The organism is Pseudomonas sp. B21128 (assembly GCF_044218865.1).
GTDB classification, from domain to species: Bacteria; Pseudomonadota; Gammaproteobacteria; order Pseudomonadales; family Pseudomonadaceae; genus Aquipseudomonas; species Aquipseudomonas iridis.
Genome location: NZ_CP162590.1, coordinates 1921308 through 1944868, shown reverse-complemented (window position 1 = coordinate 1944868; position 23561 = coordinate 1921308). Strand labels below are relative to the sequence as shown.

Below are 23561 nucleotides of genomic sequence, written 5' to 3'. Positions count from 1 at the left end.
TAGCTGCTTTGACGTCACTCTACTTCGTCAACCCTTGAAAGGTCTTCACTGCGGAGCGGGCGCCATTCTATTCAAACTATTCAGCAGGTGCAACCCCCTCACACCGCATTATTTTATGTTTTAACTCATTGAATTCGTTGGAAAGGTTTTGCAACTGCGCATCCCCCAGCAAACGCTGGCTTTCAGGTGCAATACGCATCCAGAAACCCGCCGTAGGAGAACCCTCAAGCGATGGCTGAGCCTTGATATCCATTTGAGCCAAACGCTCGCCTAGCACCGCAACCACCTCCTGACGGGCAAAGCCACCGAGATACAGGCACTGACTTTCAGTTCTTTGCGGACCAGACTTCTCCTTGGAGGCCCTTCCCCCTTCACTCAGCAGACGAATATCCTGCTGCGAACCTTTGTACAAACTCAACGGCGTTACGTCCTTTGCCCGCAATGGCGCTTCCTGTTGGTGCCAGACGTAGTAGAAAATATTGAGAACAAGAAGCAGCAGGAACATCCAACGCATACATACCTCAAGACAAAGGACACGCCACAGCTAAACCGACGAATACAAGATCGGGAACAAACTTGGCCCCGGGCGCTACACCTGCAACCAGATCCGCATCGCCACCTGTAATAAATACAGTGAAGCCCTCCCCCCAATAGGATCGCGCCATTTCCAACTGGGTAAGCACGAACCCCCTCAACATCAATGAGCATCCACGCTCTACAGCCTCAACAGTACTTCGCCCAGGCGCCTGGCTTGTCAGCGCACGCTCAGCGGCAACATCGTCATAGCGAATTTTTCGAGTATGGGTGCGCAACTGGTTGCGCATCAACGGCATTCCAGGACAAATGAACCCACCAAGATGATCCCCATCCATCGCGATAAAATCCGCCGTCACTGCTGTACCAAAGTCCAGCACGAGACATGGGCCTTTAGCCAGATGGAAAGCACCCAGCATGGCCAACCAGCGATCCAGCCCTAGCCGCTCGTAATCTTCGTAACCGTTTCTAACACCTGACATTTCACGAGCAGGCTTCGCACAGATAACCGAAACACCGAAGTCTCGCTCAAGCATCTCAATTAAGGCACAAGTCTCCGCAACAGTACGAACACTCACCATGCGACAACGTCTTAGCGACAGCCCACTCAGATCGCGCAAGCTTTCGCAGAGCGCCAGGTCCGAATCAACCACCCCCTCCGCGACCAACCCAACAGCCTCAGCACCACTCAGCACTCGCCATTTTATGAAGCTGTTTCCGCAGTCGAGCTCAAGAATCATCACGCAACCTCAGACTGAGCTCGCCGCCACTAAAGACCTTTTCCACGCCATTCACCTTTAATCGCAGCGCACCCTGATTATCAATTCCGAGCACTACTCCATCTATTTGACTGACACCAGCAATCAAGGACACCGATCGCTCTTGCCACAAATGATTTTCTTCCCACTCAGCCTGAAGAGCCGAGAAACCATCTATTTGTTGGCGCTGTATGTATGCCAGCAATTGCTCGCCCAACTCAGCCACTAGAATATTGCGATCACAGCTTTTACCGGTCTCAAGCCGCATGGACGTCCATTGCTGATCAACCTCTTCTGCAACCTGCATATTTACGTTAACGCCTATGCCCAGAACCACGTGACAGACATCCGCCGGATCTCCAACCAGTTCGAGCAGGATGCCGGCAATCTTCTTATTGCCAACCAGAACATCATTGGGCCACTTCAAACCGGCGCCAGTCACTCCCAGCTTTCGCAGGGTTTGCAAGACTGCCAGCCCAACGACGAGGCTGAGCCCCTCGAGCTGGCGCATACCTCCATCAATCCGCAGAACAAGACTGAAATAAAGGTTTTCGGCAAACGGGCTAACCCACTTGCGACCCCTGCGCCCACGCCCGGAGGTTTGCCTCTCGGCAAGCACCAAAAATGGAGCCTCTTGCCCCAAGCCAATGGCGCGCAGCGCCTCAGCGTTAGTGGAGTCGGTAGAGTCCAGGACTGTGGTTGGCCAGACTGCTTTCATTCCAGCCATTTTAAGAGAATCGAGCAACATCAACGGAGCAGCTAGCTGATAGCCACGCCCCCGAACTTTGTGGATTGATAGCCCAAGCTCAGCCTCAAGGTGCTGAAGCTGCTTCCATACAGCACTTCGACTAACTCCCAAGGCAGCGCCAAGGTCCTGACCAGAATGAAACCGTCCATCCTTCAGAAGATTCAACAACGTCAGCATGCAAGTCTCGCCTCACAATGAGGCCCGAATGATAACTATGCCCCGGGCCGTTGCATAGAAATCAAGCAGGCACATTTCCTGCGGACAAAACAAAACCCCAACTGCTTTCGCAATTGGGGTTTCGGAATTTAATCTTGACGATGACCTACTCTCACATGGGGAAACCCCACACTACCATCGGCGATGCATCGTTTCACTGCTGAGTTCGGGATGGGATCAGGTGGTTCCAACGCTCTATGGTCGTCAAGAAATTCGGGTACTGAGTCGCGACCAAGTGGTCTCGCTTCAGCAAATTGGGTATGTGACAGCTTTCGGTGTTTTGTGAACATCGAACTTTCGGTTCGTTTCGTCTTCACACACCGCAATCTGGCCTTTCGACGCAAATTGCTTGGGTGTTATATGGTCAAGCCTCACGGGCAATTAGTATTGGTTAGCTCAACGCCTCACAGCGCTTACACACCCAACCTATCAACGTCGTAGTCTTCGACGGCCCTTCAGGGAACTCAAGGTTCCAGTGAGATCTCATCTTGAGGCAAGTTTCCCGCTTAGATGCTTTCAGCGGTTATCTTTCCCGAACATAGCTACCCGGCAATGCCACTGGCGTGACAACCGGAACACCAGAGGTTCGTCCACTCCGGTCCTCTCGTACTAGGAGCAGCCCCTCTCAAATCTCAAACGTCCACGGCAGATAGGGACCGAACTGTCTCACGACGTTCTAAACCCAGCTCGCGTACCACTTTAAATGGCGAACAGCCATACCCTTGGGACCGGCTTCAGCCCCAGGATGTGATGAGCCGACATCGAGGTGCCAAACACCGCCGTCGATATGAACTCTTGGGCGGTATCAGCCTGTTATCCCCGGAGTACCTTTTATCCGTTGAGCGATGGCCCTTCCATACAGAACCACCGGATCACTAAGACCTACTTTCGTACCTGCTCGACGTGTCTGTCTCGCAGTCAAGCGCGCTTTTGCCTTTATACTCTACGACCGATTTCCGACCGGTCTGAGCGCACCTTCGTACTCCTCCGTTACTCTTTAGGAGGAGACCGCCCCAGTCAAACTACCCACCATACACTGTCCTCGATCCGGATAACGGACCTGAGTTAGAACCTCAAAGTTGCCAGGGTGGTATTTCAAGGTTGGCTCCACGCGAACTGGCGTCCACGCTTCAAAGCCTCCCACCTATCCTACACAAGCAAATTCAAAGTCCAGTGCAAAGCTATAGTAAAGGTTCACGGGGTCTTTCCGTCTAGCCGCGGATACACTGCATCTTCACAGCGATTTCAATTTCACTGAGTCTCGGGTGGAGACAGCGCCGCCATCGTTACGCCATTCGTGCAGGTCGGAACTTACCCGACAAGGAATTTCGCTACCTTAGGACCGTTATAGTTACGGCCGCCGTTTACCGGGGCTTCGATCAAGAGCTTCGCGTTAGCTAACCCCATCAATTAACCTTCCGGCACCGGGCAGGCGTCACACCCTATACGTCCACTTTCGTGTTTGCAGAGTGCTGTGTTTTTAATAAACAGTCGCAGCGGCCTGGTATCTTCGACCGGCATGAGCTTACGGAGCAAGTCCTTCACCCTCACCGGCGCACCTTCTCCCGAAGTTACGGTGCCATTTTGCCTAGTTCCTTCACCCGAGTTCTCTCAAGCGCCTTGGTATTCTCTACCCAACCACCTGTGTCGGTTTGGGGTACGGTTCCTGGTTACCTGAAGCTTAGAAGCTTTTCTTGGAAGCATGGCATCAACCACTTCGTCATCTAAAAGATAACTCGTCATCAGCTCTCGGCCTTAGAATCCCGGATTTACCTAAGATTCCAGCCTACCACCTTAAACTTGGACAACCAACGCCAAGCTGGCCTAGCCTTCTCCGTCCCTCCATCGCAATAACCAGAAGTACAGGAATATTAACCTGTTTTCCATCGACTACGCTTTTCAGCCTCGCCTTAGGGACCGACTAACCCTGCGTCGATTAACGTTGCGCAGGAAACCTTGGTCTTTCGGCGTGGGTGTTTTTCACACCCATTGTCGTTACTCATGTCAGCATTCGCACTTCTGATACCTCCAGCAAGCTTCTCAACTCACCTTCACAGGCTTACAGAACGCTCCTCTACCGCATCATCCTAAGATGATACCCGTAGCTTCGGTGTATGGTTTGAGCCCCGTTACATCTTCCGCGCAGGCCGACTCGACTAGTGAGCTATTACGCTTTCTTTAAAGGGTGGCTGCTTCTAAGCCAACCTCCTAGCTGTCTAAGCCTTCCCACATCGTTTCCCACTTAACCATAACTTTGGGACCTTAGCTGACGGTCTGGGTTGTTTCCCTTTTCACGACGGACGTTAGCACCCGCCGTGTGTCTCCCATGCTCGGCACTTGTAGGTATTCGGAGTTTGCATCGGTTTGGTAAGTCGGGATGACCCCCTAGCCGAAACAGTGCTCTACCCCCTACAGTGATACATGAGGCGCTACCTAAATAGCTTTCGAGGAGAACCAGCTATCTCCGAGCTTGATTAGCCTTTCACTCCGATCCACAGGTCATCCGCTAACTTTTCAACGGTAGTCGGTTCGGTCCTCCAGTTAGTGTTACCCAACCTTCAACCTGCCCATGGATAGATCGCCCGGTTTCGGGTCTATTCCCAGCGACTAGACGCCCTATTAAGACTCGCTTTCGCTACGCCTCCCCTATTCGGTTAAGCTCGCCACTGAAAATAAGTCGCTGACCCATTATACAAAAGGTACGCAGTCACAGAACAAAGTCTGCTCCCACTGCTTGTACGCATACGGTTTCAGGATCTATTTCACTCCCCTCTCCGGGGTTCTTTTCGCCTTTCCCTCACGGTACTAGTTCACTATCGGTCAGTCAGTAGTATTTAGCCTTGGAGGATGGTCCCCCCATATTCAGACAAAGTTTCTCGTGCTCCGTCCTACTCGATTTCATGACTAAGAGATTTTCGCGTACAGGGCTATCACCCACTATGGCCGCACTTTCCAGAGCGTTCCGCTAATCTCAAAGCCACTTAAGGGCTAGTCCCCGTTCGCTCGCCACTACTAAGGGAATCTCGGTTGATTTCTTTTCCTCAGGGTACTTAGATGTTTCAGTTCCCCTGGTTCGCCTCTTGCACCTATGTATTCAGTACAAGATAACCATCTTATGATGGCTGGGTTCCCCCATTCAGACATCTCCGGATCAAAGTCTGTTTGCCGACTCCCCGAAGCTTTTCGCAGGCTACCACGTCTTTCATCGCCTCTGACTGCCAAGGCATCCACCGTATGCGCTTCTTCACTTGACCATATAACCCCAAGCAATCTGGTTATACTGTGAAGACGACATTCGCCGAAAATTCGATAATACTCAATTCAGAGTAACTCACAAATTTTACCTTAGCCTGATCCGTTACCAGTGAAAGTAACGTTCAGTCTATCTTTCTATCACATACCCAAATTTTTAAAGAACGATCTAATCAAAGACTAGAAATCAACATTCACCATCTTTCAATGGAATGCTCATTTCTAAGCTTTCATACGTCAGAAGCAGTAGTGGTGGTGGAGCCAAGCGGGATCGAACCGCTGACCTCCTGCGTGCAAGGCAGGCGCTCTCCCAGCTGAGCTATGGCCCCGTATTTCTACAGGCGTTTCCCACACAAAATTGGTGGGTCTGGGCAGATTCGAACTGCCGACCTCACCCTTATCAGGGGTGCGCTCTAACCAACTGAGCTACAGACCCAATTTCGGGCTGCTTCTTATCGTCTTCTTCAATGAATCAAGCAATTCGTGTGGGAGCTCATGGAGCAGCTGATGTCGTCGATTAAGGAGGTGATCCAGCCGCAGGTTCCCCTACGGCTACCTTGTTACGACTTCACCCCAGTCATGAATCACACCGTGGTAACCGTCCTCCCGAAGGTTAGACTAGCTACTTCTGGTGCAACCCACTCCCATGGTGTGACGGGCGGTGTGTACAAGGCCCGGGAACGTATTCACCGTGACATTCTGATTCACGATTACTAGCGATTCCGACTTCACGCAGTCGAGTTGCAGACTGCGATCCGGACTACGATCGGTTTTATGGGATTAGCTCCACCTCGCGGCTTGGCAACCCTTTGTACCGACCATTGTAGCACGTGTGTAGCCCAGGCCGTAAGGGCCATGATGACTTGACGTCATCCCCACCTTCCTCCGGTTTGTCACCGGCAGTCTCCTTAGAGTGCCCACCATTACGTGCTGGTAACTAAGGACAAGGGTTGCGCTCGTTACGGGACTTAACCCAACATCTCACGACACGAGCTGACGACAGCCATGCAGCACCTGTCTCAATGTTCCCGAAGGCACCAATCCATCTCTGGAAAGTTCATTGGATGTCAAGGCCTGGTAAGGTTCTTCGCGTTGCTTCGAATTAAACCACATGCTCCACCGCTTGTGCGGGCCCCCGTCAATTCATTTGAGTTTTAACCTTGCGGCCGTACTCCCCAGGCGGTCAACTTAATGCGTTAGCTGCGCCACTAAGAGCTCAAGGCTCCCAACGGCTAGTTGACATCGTTTACGGCGTGGACTACCAGGGTATCTAATCCTGTTTGCTCCCCACGCTTTCGCACCTCAGTGTCAGTATCAGTCCAGGTGGTCGCCTTCGCCACTGGTGTTCCTTCCTATATCTACGCATTTCACCGCTACACAGGAAATTCCACCACCCTCTACCATACTCTAGCTTGTCAGTTTTGAATGCAGTTCCCAGGTTGAGCCCGGGGATTTCACATCCAACTTAACAAACCACCTACGCGCGCTTTACGCCCAGTAATTCCGATTAACGCTTGCACCCTCTGTATTACCGCGGCTGCTGGCACAGAGTTAGCCGGTGCTTATTCTGTCGGTAACGTCAAAACACTAACGTATTAGGTTAATGCCCTTCCTCCCAACTTAAAGTGCTTTACAATCCGAAGACCTTCTTCACACACGCGGCATGGCTGGATCAGGCTTTCGCCCATTGTCCAATATTCCCCACTGCTGCCTCCCGTAGGAGTCTGGACCGTGTCTCAGTTCCAGTGTGACTGATCATCCTCTCAGACCAGTTACGGATCGTCGCCTTGGTGAGCCATTACCTCACCAACTAGCTAATCCGACCTAGGCTCATCTGATAGCGCAAGGCCCGAAGGTCCCCTGCTTTCTCCCGTAGGACGTATGCGGTATTAGCGTTCCTTTCGAAACGTTGTCCCCCACTACCAGGCAGATTCCTAGGCATTACTCACCCGTCCGCCGCTGAATTCAGGAGCAAGCTCCTGTCATCCGCTCGACTTGCATGTGTTAGGCCTGCCGCCAGCGTTCAATCTGAGCCATGATCAAACTCTTCAGTTCAAACATCTTTGGGTTTTTAAGAAACCCTAAACTTGGCTCAGCAATCGTTGGTTACATCTTTGATTTCTCGCGGAGTAACTTGTGATGCTGATAATCTTGTTGACTATCAGTCTGACTCCACAAGCACCCACACGAATTGCTTGATTCAGTTGTTAAAGAGCGGTTGGTTAAGATCTTTCGTCTCAACCGAGGCGCGCATTCTACAGCAGCCTCATTTGCTGTCAAGTGATTATTTTCAGAAGTTTTCGAAGAATTCTTCAACAACTTCAACCACTTGCGCTTCCGATCTCTCGTTAGCGGGAGGCGAATTCTACAGCGTTACTCGCTGCTGTCAACACCTCTTTTTCTCCGCTTTCGACCGAGAAGATCGAACCGTTAAAAGAGCCGAACATCACCGCCCTTTCAACTCCCTCCAGGCCTCGATGAACTGAAGCGACCCGCTCTCGAAACCTACTTAACTCATTGAATCTCAAGGAGTTTTCCGTTTCGACTGCGCCGGAAGTGGGGCGAATTATAGACGCCTGGAATCTGCCGTCAACCGCTATTTTCGATTTTATTCAGATTTCAGCGTGATACGTGCGAAAGCCTTCTTGCCAGCCTGGCAAACGTGGGTCGCACCCACTACATATATAAAGGAGCGGTCAACGACCTCACCATCTATACGCACACCGCCGGACGCCAGAAGATCACGCGCCGCTGCCGAGTTCTTCACCAGACCTGCCTTATTAAGGACGGCGGCAATCGGCATATCTTCAGCAGAAGCCAGTTCGATCTCCGGCAGATCATCCGGGAGCTCGCCATCCTTCATACGATTACCCGCCGCGCGGTGAGCGCTCGCCGCAGCCTCTTCGCCATGGAAGCGCGCAACGATTTCTTCAGCCAGTTTGATTTTCACATCACGCGGATTGGCGCCTGCTTCTACATCTGCACGCAACGCATTGATCTCGTCCATCGAGCGGAAGCTGAGCAATTCGAAGTAACGCCACATCAGCGCATCCGGAATCGATACGAGCTTGCTGTACATGACGCCCGGCGCCTCTTGAATGCCGACGTAGTTGCCCAACGACTTGGACATCTTCTTCACGCCATCGAGACCTTCGAGCAGAGGCATCGTCAGAATGCACTGAGCTTCCTGACCATAACCACGCTGCAGCTCACGCCCCATCAGCAAGTTAAACTTCTGGTCGGTACCGCCCAACTCCACGTCCGCACGCAGAGCAACCGAGTCATACCCCTGAACCAGCGGATAGAGAAACTCGTGAATAGCGATTGGCTGATTGGTGGTGTAGCGCTTGTCGAAGTCATCGCGCTCAAGCATGCGCGCGACGGTGTACTGCGAAGTCAGACGAATGAAGTCCGCTGGCCCCATCTGATCCATCCAGGTGGAGTTGAAAGCAACTTCGGTTTTCGCCGGATCGAGAATCTTGAACACCTGAGTTTTATACGTCTCGGCGTTTTCCAGAACCTGCTCACGAGTCAACGGCGGACGAGTGGCGCTCTTGCCGCTCGGATCACCGATCATCCCGGTGAAGTCACCTATAAGGAAGATCACCTGATGCCCCAGCTCCTGGAACTGACGCAGCTTATTAATAAGCACGGTATGACCCAAATGCAGATCCGGAGCGGTTGGATCAAAACCAGCCTTGATACGCAGCGGTTGGCCGCGCTTGAGCTTCTCGATCAGCTCGGACTCGACCAACAGTTCTTCCGCACCACGTTTAATCAGCGCTAGCTGCTCTTCAACCGACTTCATAACAGACCCGCAAGGCTCAGATTCAAAGGGAACCAACCATACAAGATCGCGCACCAATTACAAGTTTTGCCCGGCGCACGGACACCAATCCACAGACGCGATGTCTGTAGACTTGCTTCAGAGATGATTTGGTTATATTTTATACAGTTATTTCATCTTCATCATGTCATTCATCTTTTCCAATTCATTACTTTTCAAAGTCAAAATTACCTATGACCACCGAACCGTCTAAAGCGCCACCGCTTTACCCGAAGACCCACCTGCTCGCTGCAAGTGGAATCGCCGCCCTTCTCAGCCTGGCGCTTCTGGTATTTCCTTCCAGTGATGTAGAAGCCAAAAAGACAACCCTGAGCCTTGAACTGGAAAGTCCTGCTGAACAACTGACACAAGATCAAGACGCTGCAGACGCCGCTCAAGCCACAAATGAGCCTGTGGCCTCGCCGTTCGCCCAAATCGAAAACAGTGAAGAAAACGCACCGCAAACCGCTGAAGTCGCGCCCGCCACAGCTCCGATCGCTGAAAAACCTACAGCCCCCGGCCATCGAGAAGTAGTAGTCGCAAAAGGCGATACGCTATCAACCTTGTTCGAAAAGGTCGGTTTGCCTGCAACCGCCGTGCATGAAGTTCTGGCCAGCGACAAACAAGCTAAACAGTTCAGCCAGCTCAAGCGCGGCCAGAAACTCGAGTTCGAACTCTCCCCTGAAGGTCAACTGACAAGCCTGCACAGCAAGGTCAGCGACGTTGAAACCATCACCCTGACCAAGAATGACAAGGGCTTCGCTTTCAACCGGGTTACTACAAAACCTATCGTTCGCACCGCCTACGCTCACGGTGTAATCAACAGTTCGCTATCGCAATCCGCCGCCCGCGCCGGGCTTTCCCATAGCATGACCATGGATATGGCCAGTGTCTTCGGTTACGACGTCGACTTCGCTCAGGACATTCGCCAGGGCGATGAATTCGATGTGATCTACGAACAGAAAGTGGTTAACGGTAAAGCTGTCGGCACCGGCCCCATCCTGTCGGCACGCTTCACTAACCGCGGCAAGACCTACACCGCTGTGCGTTACACCAACAAACAGGGTAATAGCAGCTACTACACTGCCGATGGCAACAGCATGCGCAAGGCGTTCATCCGCACTCCGGTGGACTTTGCCCGCATCAGCTCCAAATTCTCCATGGGCCGCAAACACCCGATTCTGAACAAGATCCGCGCCCATAAAGGCGTGGATTACGCAGCCCCGCGCGGCACGCCGATCAAGGCTGCCGGTGACGGTAAAGTGCTGCTGGCCGGCCGCCGCGGGGGCTACGGCAACACTGTTATCATTCAACACGGCAATACTTACCGTACGCTTTACGGCCACATGCAGGGTTTCGCCAAAGGTGTGAAGACCGGCGGCAGCGTCAAACAGGGCCAAGTGATCGGTTACATCGGCACGACTGGCCTGTCGACCGGCCCGCACTTGCACTATGAGTTCCAGGTCAATGGCGTTCACGTCGACCCTCTGGGCCAGAAGCTGCCAATGGCCGATCCAATCGCCAAAGCCGAACGCGCCCGTTTCCTGGCGCAGAGCAAACCACTGATGGCGCGTATGGACCAAGAGAAGGCCACCATGCTGGCTTCGAGCAAGCGATAAGCCATGGCTCTCTACATCGGTGTGATGTCCGGAACCAGTCTCGACGGGCTGGACATCGCCCTGATCGAGCAAACCACGGCGATCAAACTGATCGCCACGCACTACACTCCCATGCCTGAATCCCTGCGCGCCGAGCTGCTTGGCTTGTGCGCAAGCGGCCCCGACGAGATCGCTCGCTCGGCGATTGCCCAGCAAAAATGGGTAAGGCTCGCGGCGCAGGGCATCCATGCCCTCCTCAGCCAGCAACAGCTCAAACCTGAAGCTATCCGTGCGATCGGCAGCCATGGCCAGACTATTCGCCACGAGCCGGCGCGCGGTTTCACCGTACAGATTGGTAACCCGGCCCTGCTGACAGAGCTGACGGGGATCACGGTGGTCAGTGACTTCCGCAGCCGCGATGTCGCTGCCGGCGGTCAAGGCGCGCCTCTGGTGCCGGCCTTCCATGAAGCTTTGTTCGAAGAGCGTAGCGGTAATCAGGCGGTCTTGAATGTCGGCGGTTTCAGCAACCTGAGTCTGATTGAGCCGACCAAGCCTGTAGCCGGTTTCGACTGCGGGCCTGGGAATGTGCTGATGGACGCCTGGATTCAGCAGCAGCGTGGCGAGAATTATGACCGTAACGGCGATTGGGCAGCCTCCGGTACCGCTGAACCAGCGCTGCTGAAAGCATTGCTCAGCGATCCATTCTTCGTGACCAAAGGCCCGAAAAGCACTGGCCGGGAAGTGTTCAACCTGCCTTGGCTGGAACGACACCTTGCCAGCCTGCAGGCGTACCCAGCTGAAAACGTACAGGCAACGTTACTCGAACTGACTGCGCTGACCATTATTGAGTCGCTGAAAAGCGCTCAGTCGGATACCCGCGAACTGTTGGTCTGCGGTGGTGGCGCACACAACGCGACACTGATGAATCGTCTTGCCGAGTTGCTGCCAAACGCGAAAGTCGCCAGCACTGCCACTCACGGTGTAGATCCTGACTGGGTAGAAGCCATGGCTTTCGCCTGGCTGGCTCATTGCTGCCTCGAAGGCATCGCCGCCAACCGCCCGAGCGTCACCGGCGCCAAAGGCCTGCGTGTACTCGGTGCCATCTACCCCAACTGAGTAGATCGCCGGCCAATAAAAACGCCGCAGAACCGTGAGGCTCTGCGGCGTTTTATTGTCTGCAGCGAAGTGCGATCAGATCGAAAACGACGAGCCGCAACCACACGTGGTGGAAGCATTCGGGTTCTTGATCACGAAGCGCGAACCTTCCAGACCTTCCTGGTAGTCCACCTCCGCACCGGCCAGGTACTGGAAGCTCATCGGATCAACCACCAGACTAACGCCTTCGCGCTCGACAATGGTGTCGTCCTCGGCAACATCTTCATCGAAGGTAAAACCGTATTGAAACCCTGAACAACCGCCGCCCGTAACAAATACGCGCAGCTTCAAGCGATCATTCCCCTCTTCATCGACCAGGCTCTTCACCTTGTGCGCAGCACCTTGGGTGAATTGCAAAGCCGTGGGGGTGAAGGATTCGACGCTCATCCTGACTATCTCCCGGCGTTACGCCGCCATAATGCGTGATGACGCGCATTATCCGCTTGTCCGAGAAAATCGGTCAACTATTGTTACGGTATATCAATAAACCCGACGAGCTGTTCAGAATGCAAAAAGGCCCGTTGAACGGGCCTTTTTACTGTGCGAGTTAAAGTGTTACGGCAGCATACCGGCGTGAGACAAGCCGAAACGCTCATCCAGCCCGAACAGGATGTTCATGTTCTGCACCGCCTGCCCCGAGGCGCCTTTGACCAGATTATCGATCACCGACAACACCACCACCAGATCGCCATCCTGTGGACGGTGAACTGCGATGCGACAGACGTTCGCGCCACGCACGCTACGGGTTTCCGGATGACTGCCAGCCGGCATGACATCAACGAACGGCTCGTTGGCGTAACGCTTTTCAAACAGCGCCTGAAGATCAATCGAGCGATCAACTACCGTCGCGTACAGCGTGGAGTGAATGCCACGGATCATCGGAGTCAGGTGCGGCACGAAGGTCAGGCCAACATCCTTGCCCGCTGCACGACGCAAACCCTGGCGAATTTCCGGCAGATGACGGTGACCTTTCACCGCATAAGCCTTCATGCTTTCCGACGTCTCGGAGTACAAAGAACCTACAGCCGCGCCGCGACCGGCACCGCTGACACCGGATTTGCAATCGGCAATCAGACGCGAGGTGTCGGCCAGACCTGCTTCAAGCAGCGGCAGAAAACCCAATTGCGTAGCGGTCGGATAGCACCCCGGCACGGCGATCAAACGGGCCTTCCTGATTTGCTCACGATTGACTTCCGGCAGACCGTACACCGCCTCATCCAGCAACTCTGGGGCACCGTGCGGCTGACCGTACCACTTGGCCCACTCCTCAGCGTCTTGCAGACGGAAGTCTGCCGACAGATCGATGACCTTCGTGCCTGCCGCCAGCAGTTCACCCGCCAGCGCGTGAGCGACACCGTGCGGCGTGGCGAAGAACACTACATCGCAAGCGCCGAGGGTTTTGATGTCCGGCACGCTGAAGGCCAAGCCGTCGTAATGACCGCGCAGGTTCGGGTACATATCAGCCACGGCCAGACCGGCCTCGGATCGGGAAGTGATGACTGCCACTTCTGCCTGCGGATGCTGTGCCAACAGACGCAGCAGTTCGACACCGGTGTAACCCGTGCCGCCGACGATACCGACCTTGACCATAAACCTGCCCTCTACGAACCCACTGGAAAGCCGTCGATAATAGGGGCCGCGCGCGCCTGCGACAACCGTCAAGGTGACGTGCGGACGCTCAAGCCTCTACTATCCAGACTACCGTGAACCTGGGAATAACTAAAAATGCTCTATCTGTGGATCAAAGCGTTTCATATCGTCAGTCTTGTGTGCTGGTTTGCCGGGCTGTTCTACCTGCCACGACTGTTCGTTTATCACGCACAGAGTGAAGACACGATCAGCAAAGAACGTTTCAGCGTCATGGAGCGCAAGCTCTATCGCGGCATCATGGGCCCGGCGATGATCGCCACGCTGATCTTCGGTGGCTGGCTGATCTACCTCAACCCGAGCATTTTCAGCATGGGCGGCTGGATTCACGCCAAGCTGACCCTTGTCGTCTTGCTGATCGGCTACCACCACATGTGCGGCGCGCAGGTAAAACGTTTTGCCCGTGGCGAGAACACCCGCAGCCATGTCTTTTATCGCTGGTTCAATGAAGTGCCGGTTCTGATGTTGATTGCTATTGTAATTCTGGTGGTGGTCAAGCCGTTCTAACTTCAACCATTACAAATCTTTGGGGTGTTCATAATGTCGCTGCCCGCTCTGCTCGAACAACGCCTGCGTCTGCCTGTGGTGGCGGCACCGATGTTCCTGATTTCCAACCCGGAACTGGTATTGGCCTGCTGTCGTAATGGCGTGGTCGGCAGCTTCCCGGCGCTGAACCAACGCGAAAGCAGCGGATTCAAAGCCTGGCTGGAACAGATCGAGGCGGGTCTGGCGACACTGGACAATCCGGCGCCGTATGCGGTGAACCTGATCGTTCACAACAGCAATCCACGCTTGCAAGCGGACCTGGATATTTGCGTCGAACATAAAGTGCCCATCGTGATCACCAGCCTTGGCGCGGTGAAAGAGTTGGTCGACGCTGTGCACAGTTATGGAGGCTTGGTCTTTCATGATGTCACCACTCGCCGCCATGCCGAGAAAGCCGCCGAAGCCGGCGTCGACGGTTTGATCGCCGTCGCGGCCGGCGCCGGGGGTCATGCAGGTACGTGGAGCCCATTTGCGCTGATCGCCGAGATTCGTCAGTTCTTCGACAAGACCTTGTTGCTTGCGGGATGTTTGAACCATGGCCACGAGATTCTGGCCGCTCAATTACTCGGTGCGGATTTGGCCTACTTCGGCACGCGATTTATCGGCACCACCGAAAGTCATGCGCCTGACGCTTACAAGGAGATGCTGCTGACAGCCAAAGCAGCCGACATCATTCATACTCCAGCGGTGTCGGGGGTGCCGGCCAGCTTCATGCGCCAAAGCCTTGAGGCCGCGGGTTTCGACCTGGCGACGCTGCAAGGCAAAGGAGAAGTCAATTTCGGCGAAAAGCTAAAGCCGATCAGCGATGAAGCCAAAGCCTGGAAAACTGTCTGGTCTGCCGGCCAGGGTGTCGGGCAGATTGATGATCTGCCGAGCGTGGATCAGTTGATCGCCCGCCTCGACACTGAATACCGGCAGGCTCAGGAGCATGCCGCGCAGTTGCCGCAACGCTGGCCGCGCTAAGAAAAAATCAGGCCAGTCGCCGGCGCGCTGGCCTTACACTGACGACCTTTCAATCTATCGCGACAAGGATGCCTCGGCCATGAGCGACCCCCGTTACAAGATCGTTTTCGACGGAGCTCTACAGCCCGGTGTCGATATCACCACAGCCAAGCTGAATCTCGCAGATCTGTTCAAAAGCGAAGTGGCCAGCATTGAGCGGCTGTTCAATGGCAGCACCGTGGCACTCAAGCGAGATCTGTCTCACAGCGATGCGCAGACCTACCTGCAAGCCTTGAACAAAACCGGGATCGACGCCCGGATCGAAGCCGAAACAGCCATCGAGCTGAACCTCTCGGACGTACGCGAGCAATCCGCTGCCGTGGCAGAACCCTCCTCGCCTTATGCGCCACCGCGGGCCAGCGTAGGTCAAACCTTCGCAGCGTTTGCACCGCTCAAACCGCTTGGTGTGGAAGGGCGGATCGGGCGTTTGCGCTTTCTGGCCTGGACGATGGTCGTGACATTGGTAAGCCTGCCGATCATCAGCATTTTTGCGCTGATTGCCGTGGGGCTGGTCAGCGCCGAATCCACCAGCGGACTGATCATCGGCGGCATCGTCGCGCTCTTTCTGGGTTTGGCGCTCATCGTCATCAGCATTTTCTTCACCGTGCAACGCCTGCACGATATTGGCTGGTCCGGCTGGCTGTGGTTGCTGACCCTGGTCCCATTCGTGGGCAGCATCTTCCCTTTTGTAATCATGGTCGTGCCGGGCAATACCGGTGCCAACCGATACGGGCCACCACCTCCGCCCAACACAACAGCAGTCAAGGTTTTGAGTGCACTGTGGATCGTCTTTATCGGGTTGTTTTTCATGGGCGGGATACTCGGCGGGATTTCGGCCATCCAGCAGGAGTACGAAACAAGCCTCGAAAGCAGCTACGACAGCGGCTCGGTGACCACCGATGAGGTTGAAGTAGAGGACGCACCCGCAGCGAATTCCACCGACGAAGCAGCCGAAGCGCCGCAGGCCCCTGTAGACTCTGCGCAAGAATGAACAGCGCTCCCCGCCGTGACACCCGCGTCGCTGGCGCGGAGCTGTTGCGAGGGAGAATTGCATGACCCGTTACGCTCTGATCACTGGTGCCTCCAGCGGCATCGGCCTGGCCATGGCCGAAGCGCTGGCCCGGCGCGGCCGCAGCCTGATTCTGGTGGCACGACAGCGTGATCAGCTGGAAAGTATTGCTATCGAACTGACCCAACGCTTCGGCGTCGAGGTCCTGTTCCGTGCCTGCGATCTGGGCGAACCGCTGCGCCTCTCCGGTTTCTTGCTGGAGCTGGAAGAAGGTGACCGGCAAATCGACCTGCTGGTGAACTGCGCCGGGATCGGTACTTGCGGCCCTTTCCTGGCTCAGGACTGGATGACCGAGCAGGACCTGATCGAAGTAAACATCCTCGCCCTCACCCGTCTGTGCCATGCGATTGGCAACAGCATGGCGCTACAGGGTGGCGGACAGATTCTCAACGTTGCCTCGGTGGCGGCGTTCAATCCAGGCCCGTGGATGAGCACGTATTACGCCAGCAAGGCGTATGTGCTGCACTTCTCAGAAGCATTGCGGGTTGAGCTCAAACAAAGCGCGGTCAAGGTTTCGGTGCTCTGCCCAGGCCCGACCCGCACGGCTTTTTTCCGCACCGCGCAGTTGAACAGTGACAAACTCAAAGACAGCAAAATGCTGATGAGCCCTGAAGAAGTCGCACTCTATACCGTTCGCGCGCTGGAGAAAAATCGCGCGATCATCATTCCGGGACGGCGCAATCGCTGGTTCGCGTTTTTACCGCGACTGGGTTCGCGCTGGCTGAACCGCACCATCGTCGGCATGGTCAACAAGGCTTACTGCCCGCGCTGATCTGTCCTACGGCAAAACACTGGGCGGGTTCAGTCCCCATGAGTACACTCAGACCAGCCCAAACAACGGAGAAAACAGCAGTGGATACTCTGTTCACCAAGATCATCAACCGGGAAATCCCGGCCAAGATCATCTACGAGGACGACCAGGTTCTGGCCTTCCACGACATCGCCCCTCAGGCACCGGTGCATTTTCTGGTGATCCCGAAAAAACCGGTGCGCACCCTCAATGACCTGACCGAAGACGACAAGGCACTGGCCGGGCATATCCTGTTTACTGCGCAACGTCTGGCACTGGAGCTGGGCTGTGAAGAGGGCTTCCGTGTCGTCATGAACTGCAATGAAAAGGGTGGGCAGACCGTCTATCACATTCATATGCACGTACTCGGACAACGCCAGATGAACTGGCCACCGGGCTGATGTAACGCAAAAGCTGTGGGAGCGAGCTTGCTCGCGAAGGCGGAGTGTCAGGCGCTGAAGCTTTGAGTGTGCCGACCTTCGCGAGCGAGCTCGCTCCCACAACAGCATGACCGCATGGCTAATGACCCAGCGCAAACCTTCTCCGGCCGATTCGGTTAAACTGGCCGCCGAGATTCTTCCCGGAGGTCAGCATGACTACCCAACGTCACTACTCGCCGATTGACCGTCTTCTGCTGCAGGCCGATGCCGCGATGCGTACCCTGCTGCCCTTCAGCGGCCAGCCGTACCGTCCGTCACCGGCAATTCTGCAGCCGGAAACCCAGATGAGCGACGAAGACACCCGCCTTGTCGCCGGGCTGATGCGCATCAACCATACCGGCGAAGTCTGTGCCCAGGCGCTGTATCAGGGGCAGGCGCTGACCGCCAAGCTGCCACAGGTGCGCGAGGCCATGGAGCACGCAGCCGAAGAGGAAATCGATCATCTGGTCTGGTGCGAACAACGCATTCACCAGTTGGGCAGCCATACCAGCGTCCTCAATCCGCTGTTCTATGGCATGTCGTTCGGGATTGGCGCTGTGGCCGGTCTGATCAGCGACAAGGTCAGCCTCGGGTTCGTTGCGGCGACCGAGCATCAGGTATGCAAGCACTTGAACGAGCACCTGGAGCAACTGCCAGTCGAGGATGAGAAGTCTCGGGCGATTCTTGAGCAGATGCGCATTGATGAAGAGCATCATGCCGAGAGTGCGCTGGATGCGGGTGGTTTCCGGTTTCCGGCACCAGTGAAGTTCGGGATGAGTCTGTTGGCCAAAGTGATGACCAAGAGTACTTATCGGATCTGAAGTCTGCATCGTCAGACAGGGACTTGTCGCTGGCAAGCCAGCTCCCACAGGGTCCGGTGATGGAATGAAAAAGGCGACCGAAAGGTCGCCTTTTTTTGTGCCTGAACGTCTTACGCTGGCATGTTGCGCGCGTAGAAGATTTCCAGCATCTCGTGTTTCACACGGTCAGTCACCTGGGCACGTTGCTCGGACGACAGGTTGCTGGTGGCGTCGCCGAACAGGTAGTTGTCCAGTTCGAAGTTTTTCAGCAGCATTTTGGTGTGGAACAGGTTTTCCTGGTACACGTTCACGTCGGTCATCTGGTACGCGTCGCGAGTGTCTTCGGAAAGGTAGTTCTGGATCGAATTGATCTCGTGGTCGATGAAGTGCTTGTTGCCTTCAACGTCACGGGTGAAGCCGCGCACACGGTAATCCACGGTCACGATGTCCGAATCGAACTGGTGAATGAGGAAATTGAGCGCTTTAAGCGGTGAAATGACACCACAGGTCGACACATCAATGTCTACACGGAAAGTCGCAATACCGGCGTCCGGATGGATTTCCGGGTAGGTATGCACCGTGATATGACTCTTGTCGAGGTGGGCCAGGATAATTTCGGGCAATGGACCTGGCGACTCTTCGATCTGGCTTTCAGTCGGGGTCACCGGCTCTTCCGAGATCAGAATCGTGACGCTGGCACCCTGAGGCTCATAGTTCTGACTCGCAATGTTCAGAATGTTGGCACCAATGATTTCTACAACTTCCGTGAGGATCTGCGTCAGACGTTCGGCGTTGTACTCTTGATTGATGTACTCGACGTACGCCTGCTGGTCTTGCGGGGTTTCCGCGTAGCAGATGTCATAGATGTTGAAGCTCAAGGTCTTTGTCAGGTTATTGAACCCGTGGAGCTTGAGTTTGCTTTTCACCGTTAAAAACTCTCTATGTATGCGGCACAGCCGCGTGATCAAGCATGCCCGTCAAATGCGAACAACGCACCTGCGTAGGACGGTTAACACCTCTTCGCGATGGCGATTTTGGTTATCTGTTCAGGCGGATGACCCGTCGGCTGACCGATCACTGCCCTGAAAAAAGTGGCGCATTATGCAGACGTCAGCGGGGGATCGCCAGAGTCTGCACTGCTTTTATGATAGTTGAATGTCGCTTCAACCGAGTTCGACGATTTCGTAATCGTGGGTGATCGCCACGCCAGCCGCGCCAAGCATGATCGAAGCCGAGCAATACTTCTCGGCAGACAGTTCGATGGCGCGTTTGACCTGGGCCTCTTTCAGGCCTCGGCCCTTGACCACAAAGTGCATATGGATCTTGGTGAACACCTTCGGGTCTTCGGTCGCACGCTCTGCTTCGAGGAAGGCTTCACAGCTTTCAACGGCCTGACGGGACTTCTTCAGAATGCTGACCACGTCGAAGTTGCTGCAACCGCCGACACCCAGCAGGAGCATCTCCATCGGGCGAACACCCAGATTACGACCACCGGCGTCCGGCGGACCGTCCATGACCACGACATGACCGCTACCGGATTCGCCGAGGAACATGGCTTCGCCAGCCCATTGGATGCGTGCCTTCATCGCCCAGACTCCACTGTAAAAAAAGGGTCGCCAGCTTAGCACAGGGGATTGCCCTGACAGCGAGCAGCATTCCTAGGACGAATGCTCCAACTGTGTAGGTAATTTCTCGAATTTGCGACGAAGTGTCTGTTAAGCTGGCGCCAATTCGCTGGCGCCTATGCCAGCTGTGTAGCGACCGCCTTCAGCGCCTCCTAAAAAAATCAAACATCACCGTGCAGTCTTTTCGGGATACAACCATGGTTGCTATTACCCCCACACCCAAAATCAAGCATCTCGACAAGCTGCTGATGCATTGTCAGCGTCGTCGTCACGCAGCCAAGAGCAACATCATCTGCGCCGGCGACCGTTCGGATACGTTGTACTTCATCATCAAGGGTTCGGTGACGATCCTGATCGAAGACGACGACGGGCGCGAGATGATCATCGCTTACCTGAACGCCGGGGACTTCTTCGGTGAACTGGGTCTGTTCGAACAGGCTGGTCAGGAACAGCAACGCAGTGCCTGGGTGCGGGCCAAGGTTGAATGCGAAGTTGCGGAAATCAGTTACGTGAAATTCCGCGAACTGTCGCAGCAAGATCCAGACATTCTTTACGTGCTCAGCGGACAAATCGCACAACGTTTGCGCAACACCACGCGCAAGGTCGGCGATCTGGCATTCTTCGACGTAACCGGTCGTGTCGCCCGTTGCCTGCTGGAACTGTGCAAACAGCCGGACGCGATGACCCACCCGGACGGCATGCAGATCAAGGTAACGCGTCAAGAAATCGGCCGAATTGTCGGCTGCTCGCGAGAGATGGTCGGTCGCGTGCTCAAGGATCTTGAGGAACGCAACCTGGTCGATGTGAAAGGCAAAACCATGGTGGTCTTCGGTACGCGATAAGCTGGAAACTCAGCCGCTGTACATCTGCGCCAGCATCAACCGAAACAGCTCATCAAGACGCGCCAATGCCTGTGGCGCGTTGAATTTTTCATGCAGGGCAATGTGGCTTTGCGCACGTACCCGCTGCTCGAGGCCACAAGCTTCGTTGAAGCGATTGACCGCCCCCACCATCGATTCGCGCTCGTTATCCATCAACATCGCACCGTGCACCAAGCCCACAGGACGCTGCCCTCCCTGACTCTGACGCCAGCGTTGGGCGGTGCCGACCATTTTGCGGCCGTCGAGATTGACGTTGAAGCGACCGTCGCAGAACGCACCGTCAATTTCGCCCAGCGACGACGTACCGCCCAACTCATCCAGTAACTGACAAATAGGATCGCAAAGACGCCGGTAACCCGTTTCGATGCGATTCAGATCACCTTCACTGCGCGGTGGTGCGTAGACCAGCGCGATGTTGATGGTCGAGGCTGATTGCGGGACAGGTTCACCGCCCGTCTCGCGAAGGAGCACCGGCCAGCCAGCGGCGGCGGAGACTTCGCAGGCGTGATCGAAACCGGGTAGACGATTGAGGCGGCGAGGCATGACCAGGGCGCGGTCATTGGGCTGCCAGAATAGAAGGCCGAACTCTGAGTCGCCGGCACAGACTGAGGCAAGCAGGTCTTGTTCGGCCTGGAGGCCCGCTTCGATGGTGAGGGAGATTGGCAGCGACATTAACGACTCCGGCAGGCTTGGAATCTCTTTTGGTTTTGAAGGCCTATTCGCGAGCAAGCTCGCTCCCACAGGGGAATGTTATCCAATGTGGGAGCGAGCTTGCTCGCGAACGGGTCGACTCGGTCTAACGGTAGTCAGTCGAGGGTCGAACCGCTGATGGCGACACCGCGCTCAGGGAAGAACAGACGCTGCAATTCAGTGCCCGGACTTTCCGCACGCATAAATGCCTCGCCGACCAGGAACGTATAAACGTCGCTGATTTCCATCAACTCGACATCGGCACGATTGAGGATGCCGCTCTCGGTGATCACCAGACGATCGCGCGGAATACGCGGCAACAAATCGAGGGTGGTTTCCAGGCTGACGTCGAAGGTATGCAGGTTGCGGTTGTTAACGCCGACCAGTGGCGTGTCGAGAGTTTTCAACGCGCGCTCCAGTTCATCACCGTCGTGCACTTCCACCAGCACGTCGAGACCGACGCCTTTGGCCACCGCGGCCAGTTCGGCCATTTTCACATCGTCCAGCGCGGAGACGATCAGCAGCACACAGTCGGCACCCAGTGCACGGGCTTCGACGATCTGGTACGGATCGATCATGAAGTCCTTGCGGATCACCGGCAGCTTGCAGGCGGCGCGAGCCTGTTGCAGATAGGCGTCGGCGCCCTGAAAGTAATCGATGTCGGTCAGCACCGACAGACAGGTCGCCCCGCCCTTCTCGTAGCTTTTGGCGATGTCGGCGGGAACGAAATCTTCGCGAATCACGCCTTTGCTCGGCGAAGCCTTCTTGATTTCGGCAATCACAGCCGGTTGTTTCTGCTTCGCCTGCGCCAGCAATGCCTGGGCAAAACCGCGTGGTGCATCGGCCGCCTTGGCCAGACTTTCCAGCTCGCTCAGGCTCACGCGGGCGCTACGCTCGGCGACTTCCTGAACTTTGCGGGCCAGAATGTTTTCCAGAACCGTCGGTACACTCATCCTTCATTCTCCACTCTGAATACCGCGGTAAAGGCACCCAACTCCTCGAGTTTCTCCCGAGCGAGGCCGGTATGCAGGGCGTCGTGCGCAAGCTCCACGCCCTGTTTCAAACTGCTGGCGACGTCGGCGGCGTAGAGCGCTGCACCGGCGTTGAGCACAATCATTTCAGCGGCTTTCTGGCCATTTTCGGTTTTGCGCTTGCCCAGTGCATCGCGGATCAGCGCCAGCGACGCTTCCGGGCCGTCGACCGACAAGCCGTGCAGGCTCTGGCTTTTCATGCCCAGATCTTCCGGCTCGACCCAATATTCGGTGATTTCGTTGTGTTTCAACTCGGCGACATACGTCGGCGCGGCGAGACTGAACTCGTCCAGACCGTCCTTCGAATGCACCACCAGCACATGTTTACTGCCCAGACGCTGCAAGACTTCAGCCAGTGGCCGGCACAAGGCCTGAGTAAACACGCCCACCACCTGATGTTTAACTCCGGCCGGATTCGTAAGCGGGCCGAGCATGTTGAACAGCGTACGCAGGCCGAGATCGCGGCGCGGGCCGGCGGCGTACTTCATGGCTTTGTGATGGGTCTGGGCAAACATGAAACCGATGCCGACGTTGTCGATGCAACGGGCGACTTGAACCGGCGTCAGGTTGAGATAGATACCGGCCGCTTCGAGCAAATCGGCGCTGCCGCTCTTGCCCGATACCGCGCGATTGCCGTGCTTGGCCACGGTGCAGCCGGCTGCCGCCACAACAAAAGAAGAAGCGGTCGATACGTTGAAAATATTGGCGCCGTCACCACCGGTGCCGACTACATCGACCACGCCGTCGAGGGTCTTGAGTTCGACTTGATCGGCCAGCTCACGCATGACCGACACGGCGCCGACGATCTCATCGATGCTTTCGCTCTTCATGCGCATGGCCATCATGAACGCGCCGATCTGCGCGTCGCTGCATTGGCCGGTCATGATCTCGCGCATCACATCGCGCATTTCATCGGTGCTGAGGTCGAGGTGCTCAACGATACGGCTCAGGGCTGTCTTGATATTCATGGGAAG

General features: G+C 55.5%; 20 protein-coding genes, 2 tRNA genes and 3 rRNA genes. 9 read left to right on the top strand and 16 right to left on the bottom strand.

The window, feature by feature from the left end; genetic code table 11:
• Positions 1 to 76: 76 nt before the first annotated feature.
• From AB4P91_RS08585 to tyrS, 9 genes are all read right to left on the bottom strand, one after another.
• Positions 77 to 514, bottom strand: a complete 438-nt coding sequence (locus AB4P91_RS08585) for a hypothetical protein (RefSeq protein WP_150595167.1) — start codon at positions 512 to 514, stop codon at positions 77 to 79.
• A gap of 7 nt (positions 515 to 521) precedes the next feature.
• Positions 522 to 1274, bottom strand: coding sequence for a pantothenate kinase (locus tag AB4P91_RS08580; RefSeq protein ID WP_150595166.1), 753 nt, complete (start codon positions 1272 to 1274; stop codon positions 522 to 524).
• Positions 1264 to 2217, bottom strand: coding sequence for a bifunctional biotin--[acetyl-CoA-carboxylase] ligase/biotin operon repressor BirA (gene birA / locus AB4P91_RS08575; RefSeq protein ID WP_395604638.1), 954 nt, complete (start codon positions 2215 to 2217; stop codon positions 1264 to 1266). The genes AB4P91_RS08580 and birA overlap by 11 nt, the downstream gene beginning before the upstream one ends.
• Before the next feature lie 132 nt (positions 2218 to 2349).
• Positions 2350 to 2465, bottom strand: a 5S ribosomal RNA gene (gene rrf / locus AB4P91_RS08570).
• A gap of 151 nt (positions 2466 to 2616) precedes the next feature.
• Positions 2617 to 5510, bottom strand: a 23S ribosomal RNA gene (locus AB4P91_RS08565).
• Between the two features lie 251 nt (positions 5511 to 5761).
• Positions 5762 to 5837 (bottom strand) — tRNA-Ala (locus AB4P91_RS08560).
• A gap of 30 nt (positions 5838 to 5867) precedes the next feature.
• Positions 5868 to 5944 (bottom strand) — tRNA-Ile (locus AB4P91_RS08555).
• An 82-nt stretch (positions 5945 to 6026) separates the two neighbouring features.
• A 16S ribosomal RNA gene (locus tag AB4P91_RS08550) occupies positions 6027 to 7563 on the bottom strand.
• The 16S, 23S and 5S rRNA genes sit together here with 2 tRNA genes alongside, the layout of an rRNA operon.
• Before the next feature lie 553 nt (positions 7564 to 8116).
• Entirely contained in the window at positions 8117 to 9316 is a 1200-nt protein-coding gene (gene tyrS / locus AB4P91_RS08545; RefSeq protein ID WP_150601810.1) for a tyrosine--tRNA ligase, read from the bottom strand.
• A gap of 212 nt (positions 9317 to 9528) precedes the next feature.
• Here tyrS and AB4P91_RS08540 point away from each other — a divergent pair, with 212 nt between their 5' ends.
• Both AB4P91_RS08540 and AB4P91_RS08535 read left to right on the top strand, forming a co-directional pair.
• Complete coding sequence (locus tag AB4P91_RS08540; RefSeq protein ID WP_395604637.1) at positions 9529 to 10953, top strand: peptidoglycan DD-metalloendopeptidase family protein; 1425 nt, start codon at positions 9529 to 9531, stop codon at positions 10951 to 10953.
• Positions 10954 to 10956: 3 nt separating this feature from the next.
• Entirely contained in the window at positions 10957 to 12048 is a 1092-nt protein-coding gene (locus AB4P91_RS08535) for an anhydro-N-acetylmuramic acid kinase (RefSeq protein ID WP_150593742.1), read from the top strand.
• Positions 12049 to 12123: 75 nt separating this feature from the next.
• Here AB4P91_RS08535 and erpA read toward each other — a convergent pair whose 3' ends face one another.
• Together erpA and argC are read right to left on the bottom strand one after the other, a co-directional pair.
• Positions 12124 to 12474: an iron-sulfur cluster insertion protein ErpA gene (gene erpA / locus AB4P91_RS08530; protein WP_042561358.1), complete on the bottom strand. Its 351-nt coding sequence runs from the start codon at positions 12472 to 12474 to the stop codon at positions 12124 to 12126.
• Positions 12475 to 12642: 168 nt separating this feature from the next.
• Positions 12643 to 13677: an N-acetyl-gamma-glutamyl-phosphate reductase gene (gene argC, locus AB4P91_RS08525; RefSeq protein WP_150598026.1), complete on the bottom strand. Its 1035-nt coding sequence runs from the start codon at positions 13675 to 13677 to the stop codon at positions 12643 to 12645.
• 135 nt (positions 13678 to 13812) lie between these two features.
• Here argC and hemJ point away from each other — a divergent pair, with 135 nt between their 5' ends.
• From hemJ to coq7, 6 genes are all read left to right on the top strand, one after another.
• Positions 13813 to 14241: a protoporphyrinogen oxidase HemJ gene (gene hemJ, locus AB4P91_RS08520; RefSeq protein ID WP_042561360.1), complete on the top strand. Its 429-nt coding sequence runs from the start codon at positions 13813 to 13815 to the stop codon at positions 14239 to 14241.
• A 33-nt stretch (positions 14242 to 14274) separates the two neighbouring features.
• Positions 14275 to 15243 (top strand): nitronate monooxygenase family protein, encoded by a 969-nt coding sequence (locus tag AB4P91_RS08515; protein WP_150598025.1) that lies wholly within the window; start codon positions 14275 to 14277, stop codon positions 15241 to 15243.
• Between the two features lie 79 nt (positions 15244 to 15322).
• Positions 15323 to 16273: a DUF805 domain-containing protein gene (locus tag AB4P91_RS08510; RefSeq protein ID WP_150688046.1), complete on the top strand. Its 951-nt coding sequence runs from the start codon at positions 15323 to 15325 to the stop codon at positions 16271 to 16273.
• Positions 16274 to 16334: 61 nt separating this feature from the next.
• Positions 16335 to 17123: an SDR family oxidoreductase gene (locus tag AB4P91_RS08505; protein WP_042561362.1), complete on the top strand. Its 789-nt coding sequence runs from the start codon at positions 16335 to 16337 to the stop codon at positions 17121 to 17123.
• An 80-nt stretch (positions 17124 to 17203) separates the two neighbouring features.
• Positions 17204 to 17542, top strand: a complete 339-nt coding sequence (locus AB4P91_RS08500; RefSeq protein WP_003228789.1) for a histidine triad nucleotide-binding protein — start codon at positions 17204 to 17206, stop codon at positions 17540 to 17542.
• 191 nt (positions 17543 to 17733) lie between these two features.
• On the top strand, positions 17734 to 18381 hold the full coding sequence (gene coq7, locus AB4P91_RS08495) for a 2-polyprenyl-3-methyl-6-methoxy-1,4-benzoquinone monooxygenase (RefSeq protein ID WP_395604636.1): 648 nt from the start codon (positions 17734 to 17736) through the stop codon (positions 18379 to 18381).
• Between the two features lie 110 nt (positions 18382 to 18491).
• Here the strand turns inward: coq7 and speD are convergent, their stop codons facing one another.
• Positions 18492 to 19286 (bottom strand): adenosylmethionine decarboxylase, encoded by a 795-nt coding sequence (gene speD / locus AB4P91_RS08490; RefSeq protein WP_150593738.1) that lies wholly within the window; start codon positions 19284 to 19286, stop codon positions 18492 to 18494.
• Positions 19287 to 19523: 237 nt separating this feature from the next.
• Positions 19524 to 19946 carry an OsmC family protein gene (locus tag AB4P91_RS08485; RefSeq protein WP_003228794.1) on the bottom strand — a complete coding sequence of 141 codons (423 nt, stop codon included), beginning with the start codon at positions 19944 to 19946 and terminating at the stop codon, positions 19524 to 19526.
• A gap of 236 nt (positions 19947 to 20182) precedes the next feature.
• Here AB4P91_RS08485 and crp point away from each other — a divergent pair, with 236 nt between their 5' ends.
• Positions 20183 to 20827: a cAMP-activated global transcriptional regulator CRP gene (gene crp, locus AB4P91_RS08480; RefSeq protein WP_150593737.1), complete on the top strand. Its 645-nt coding sequence runs from the start codon at positions 20183 to 20185 to the stop codon at positions 20825 to 20827.
• Positions 20828 to 20836: 9 nt separating this feature from the next.
• Here the strand turns inward: crp and AB4P91_RS08475 are convergent, their stop codons facing one another.
• From AB4P91_RS08475 to trpD, 3 genes are all read right to left on the bottom strand, one after another.
• Positions 20837 to 21538, bottom strand: coding sequence for a lipoate--protein ligase family protein (locus AB4P91_RS08475; protein WP_150598024.1), 702 nt, complete (start codon positions 21536 to 21538; stop codon positions 20837 to 20839).
• A gap of 134 nt (positions 21539 to 21672) precedes the next feature.
• Entirely contained in the window at positions 21673 to 22509 is an 837-nt protein-coding gene (trpC, locus tag AB4P91_RS08470) for an indole-3-glycerol phosphate synthase TrpC (RefSeq protein WP_150593735.1), read from the bottom strand.
• A complete protein-coding gene (gene trpD, locus AB4P91_RS08465; RefSeq protein ID WP_395604635.1) occupies positions 22506 to 23555 on the bottom strand; it encodes an anthranilate phosphoribosyltransferase in 1050 nt (349 codons plus the stop codon). The genes trpC and trpD overlap by 4 nt, the downstream gene beginning before the upstream one ends.
• Positions 23556 to 23561: the final 6 nt, after the last annotated feature.

Excerpts from the sequence above, each read along its gene's own strand:
- AB4P91_RS08515 (WP_150598025.1), top strand. The coding sequence starts at position 14,275 with ATGTCGCTGCCCGCTCTGCTCGAACAACGCCTGCGTCTGCCTGTGGTG.
- AB4P91_RS08540 (WP_395604637.1), top strand. The coding sequence starts at position 9,529 with ATGACCACCGAACCGTCTAAAGCGCCACCGCTTTACCCGAAGACCCAC.
- argC (WP_150598026.1), bottom strand. The coding sequence starts at position 13,677 with ATGGTCAAGGTCGGTATCGTCGGCGGCACGGGTTACACCGGTGTCGAA.
- AB4P91_RS08580 (WP_150595166.1), bottom strand. The coding sequence starts at position 1,274 with ATGATTCTTGAGCTCGACTGCGGAAACAGCTTCATAAAATGGCGAGTG.
- birA (WP_395604638.1), bottom strand. The coding sequence starts at position 2,217 with ATGCTGACGTTGTTGAATCTTCTGAAGGATGGACGGTTTCATTCTGGT.
- trpD (WP_395604635.1), bottom strand. The coding sequence starts at position 23,555 with ATGAATATCAAGACAGCCCTGAGCCGTATCGTTGAGCACCTCGACCTC.
- tyrS (WP_150601810.1), bottom strand. The coding sequence starts at position 9,316 with ATGAAGTCGGTTGAAGAGCAGCTAGCGCTGATTAAACGTGGTGCGGAA.
- AB4P91_RS08585 (WP_150595167.1), bottom strand. The coding sequence starts at position 514 with ATGCGTTGGATGTTCCTGCTGCTTCTTGTTCTCAATATTTTCTACTAC.
- AB4P91_RS08475 (WP_150598024.1), bottom strand. The coding sequence starts at position 21,538 with ATGTCGCTGCCAATCTCCCTCACCATCGAAGCGGGCCTCCAGGCCGAA.
- crp (WP_150593737.1), top strand. The coding sequence starts at position 20,183 with ATGGTTGCTATTACCCCCACACCCAAAATCAAGCATCTCGACAAGCTG.
- erpA (WP_042561358.1), bottom strand. The coding sequence starts at position 12,474 with ATGAGCGTCGAATCCTTCACCCCCACGGCTTTGCAATTCACCCAAGGT.
- hemJ (WP_042561360.1), top strand. The coding sequence starts at position 13,813 with ATGCTCTATCTGTGGATCAAAGCGTTTCATATCGTCAGTCTTGTGTGC.
- AB4P91_RS08485 (WP_003228794.1), bottom strand. The coding sequence starts at position 19,946 with ATGAAGGCACGCATCCAATGGGCTGGCGAAGCCATGTTCCTCGGCGAA.
- AB4P91_RS08535 (WP_150593742.1), top strand. The coding sequence starts at position 10,957 with ATGGCTCTCTACATCGGTGTGATGTCCGGAACCAGTCTCGACGGGCTG.
- trpC (WP_150593735.1), bottom strand. The coding sequence starts at position 22,509 with ATGAGTGTACCGACGGTTCTGGAAAACATTCTGGCCCGCAAAGTTCAG.
- AB4P91_RS08510 (WP_150688046.1), top strand. The coding sequence starts at position 15,323 with ATGAGCGACCCCCGTTACAAGATCGTTTTCGACGGAGCTCTACAGCCC.
- coq7 (WP_395604636.1), top strand. The coding sequence starts at position 17,734 with ATGACTACCCAACGTCACTACTCGCCGATTGACCGTCTTCTGCTGCAG.
- AB4P91_RS08505 (WP_042561362.1), top strand. The coding sequence starts at position 16,335 with ATGACCCGTTACGCTCTGATCACTGGTGCCTCCAGCGGCATCGGCCTG.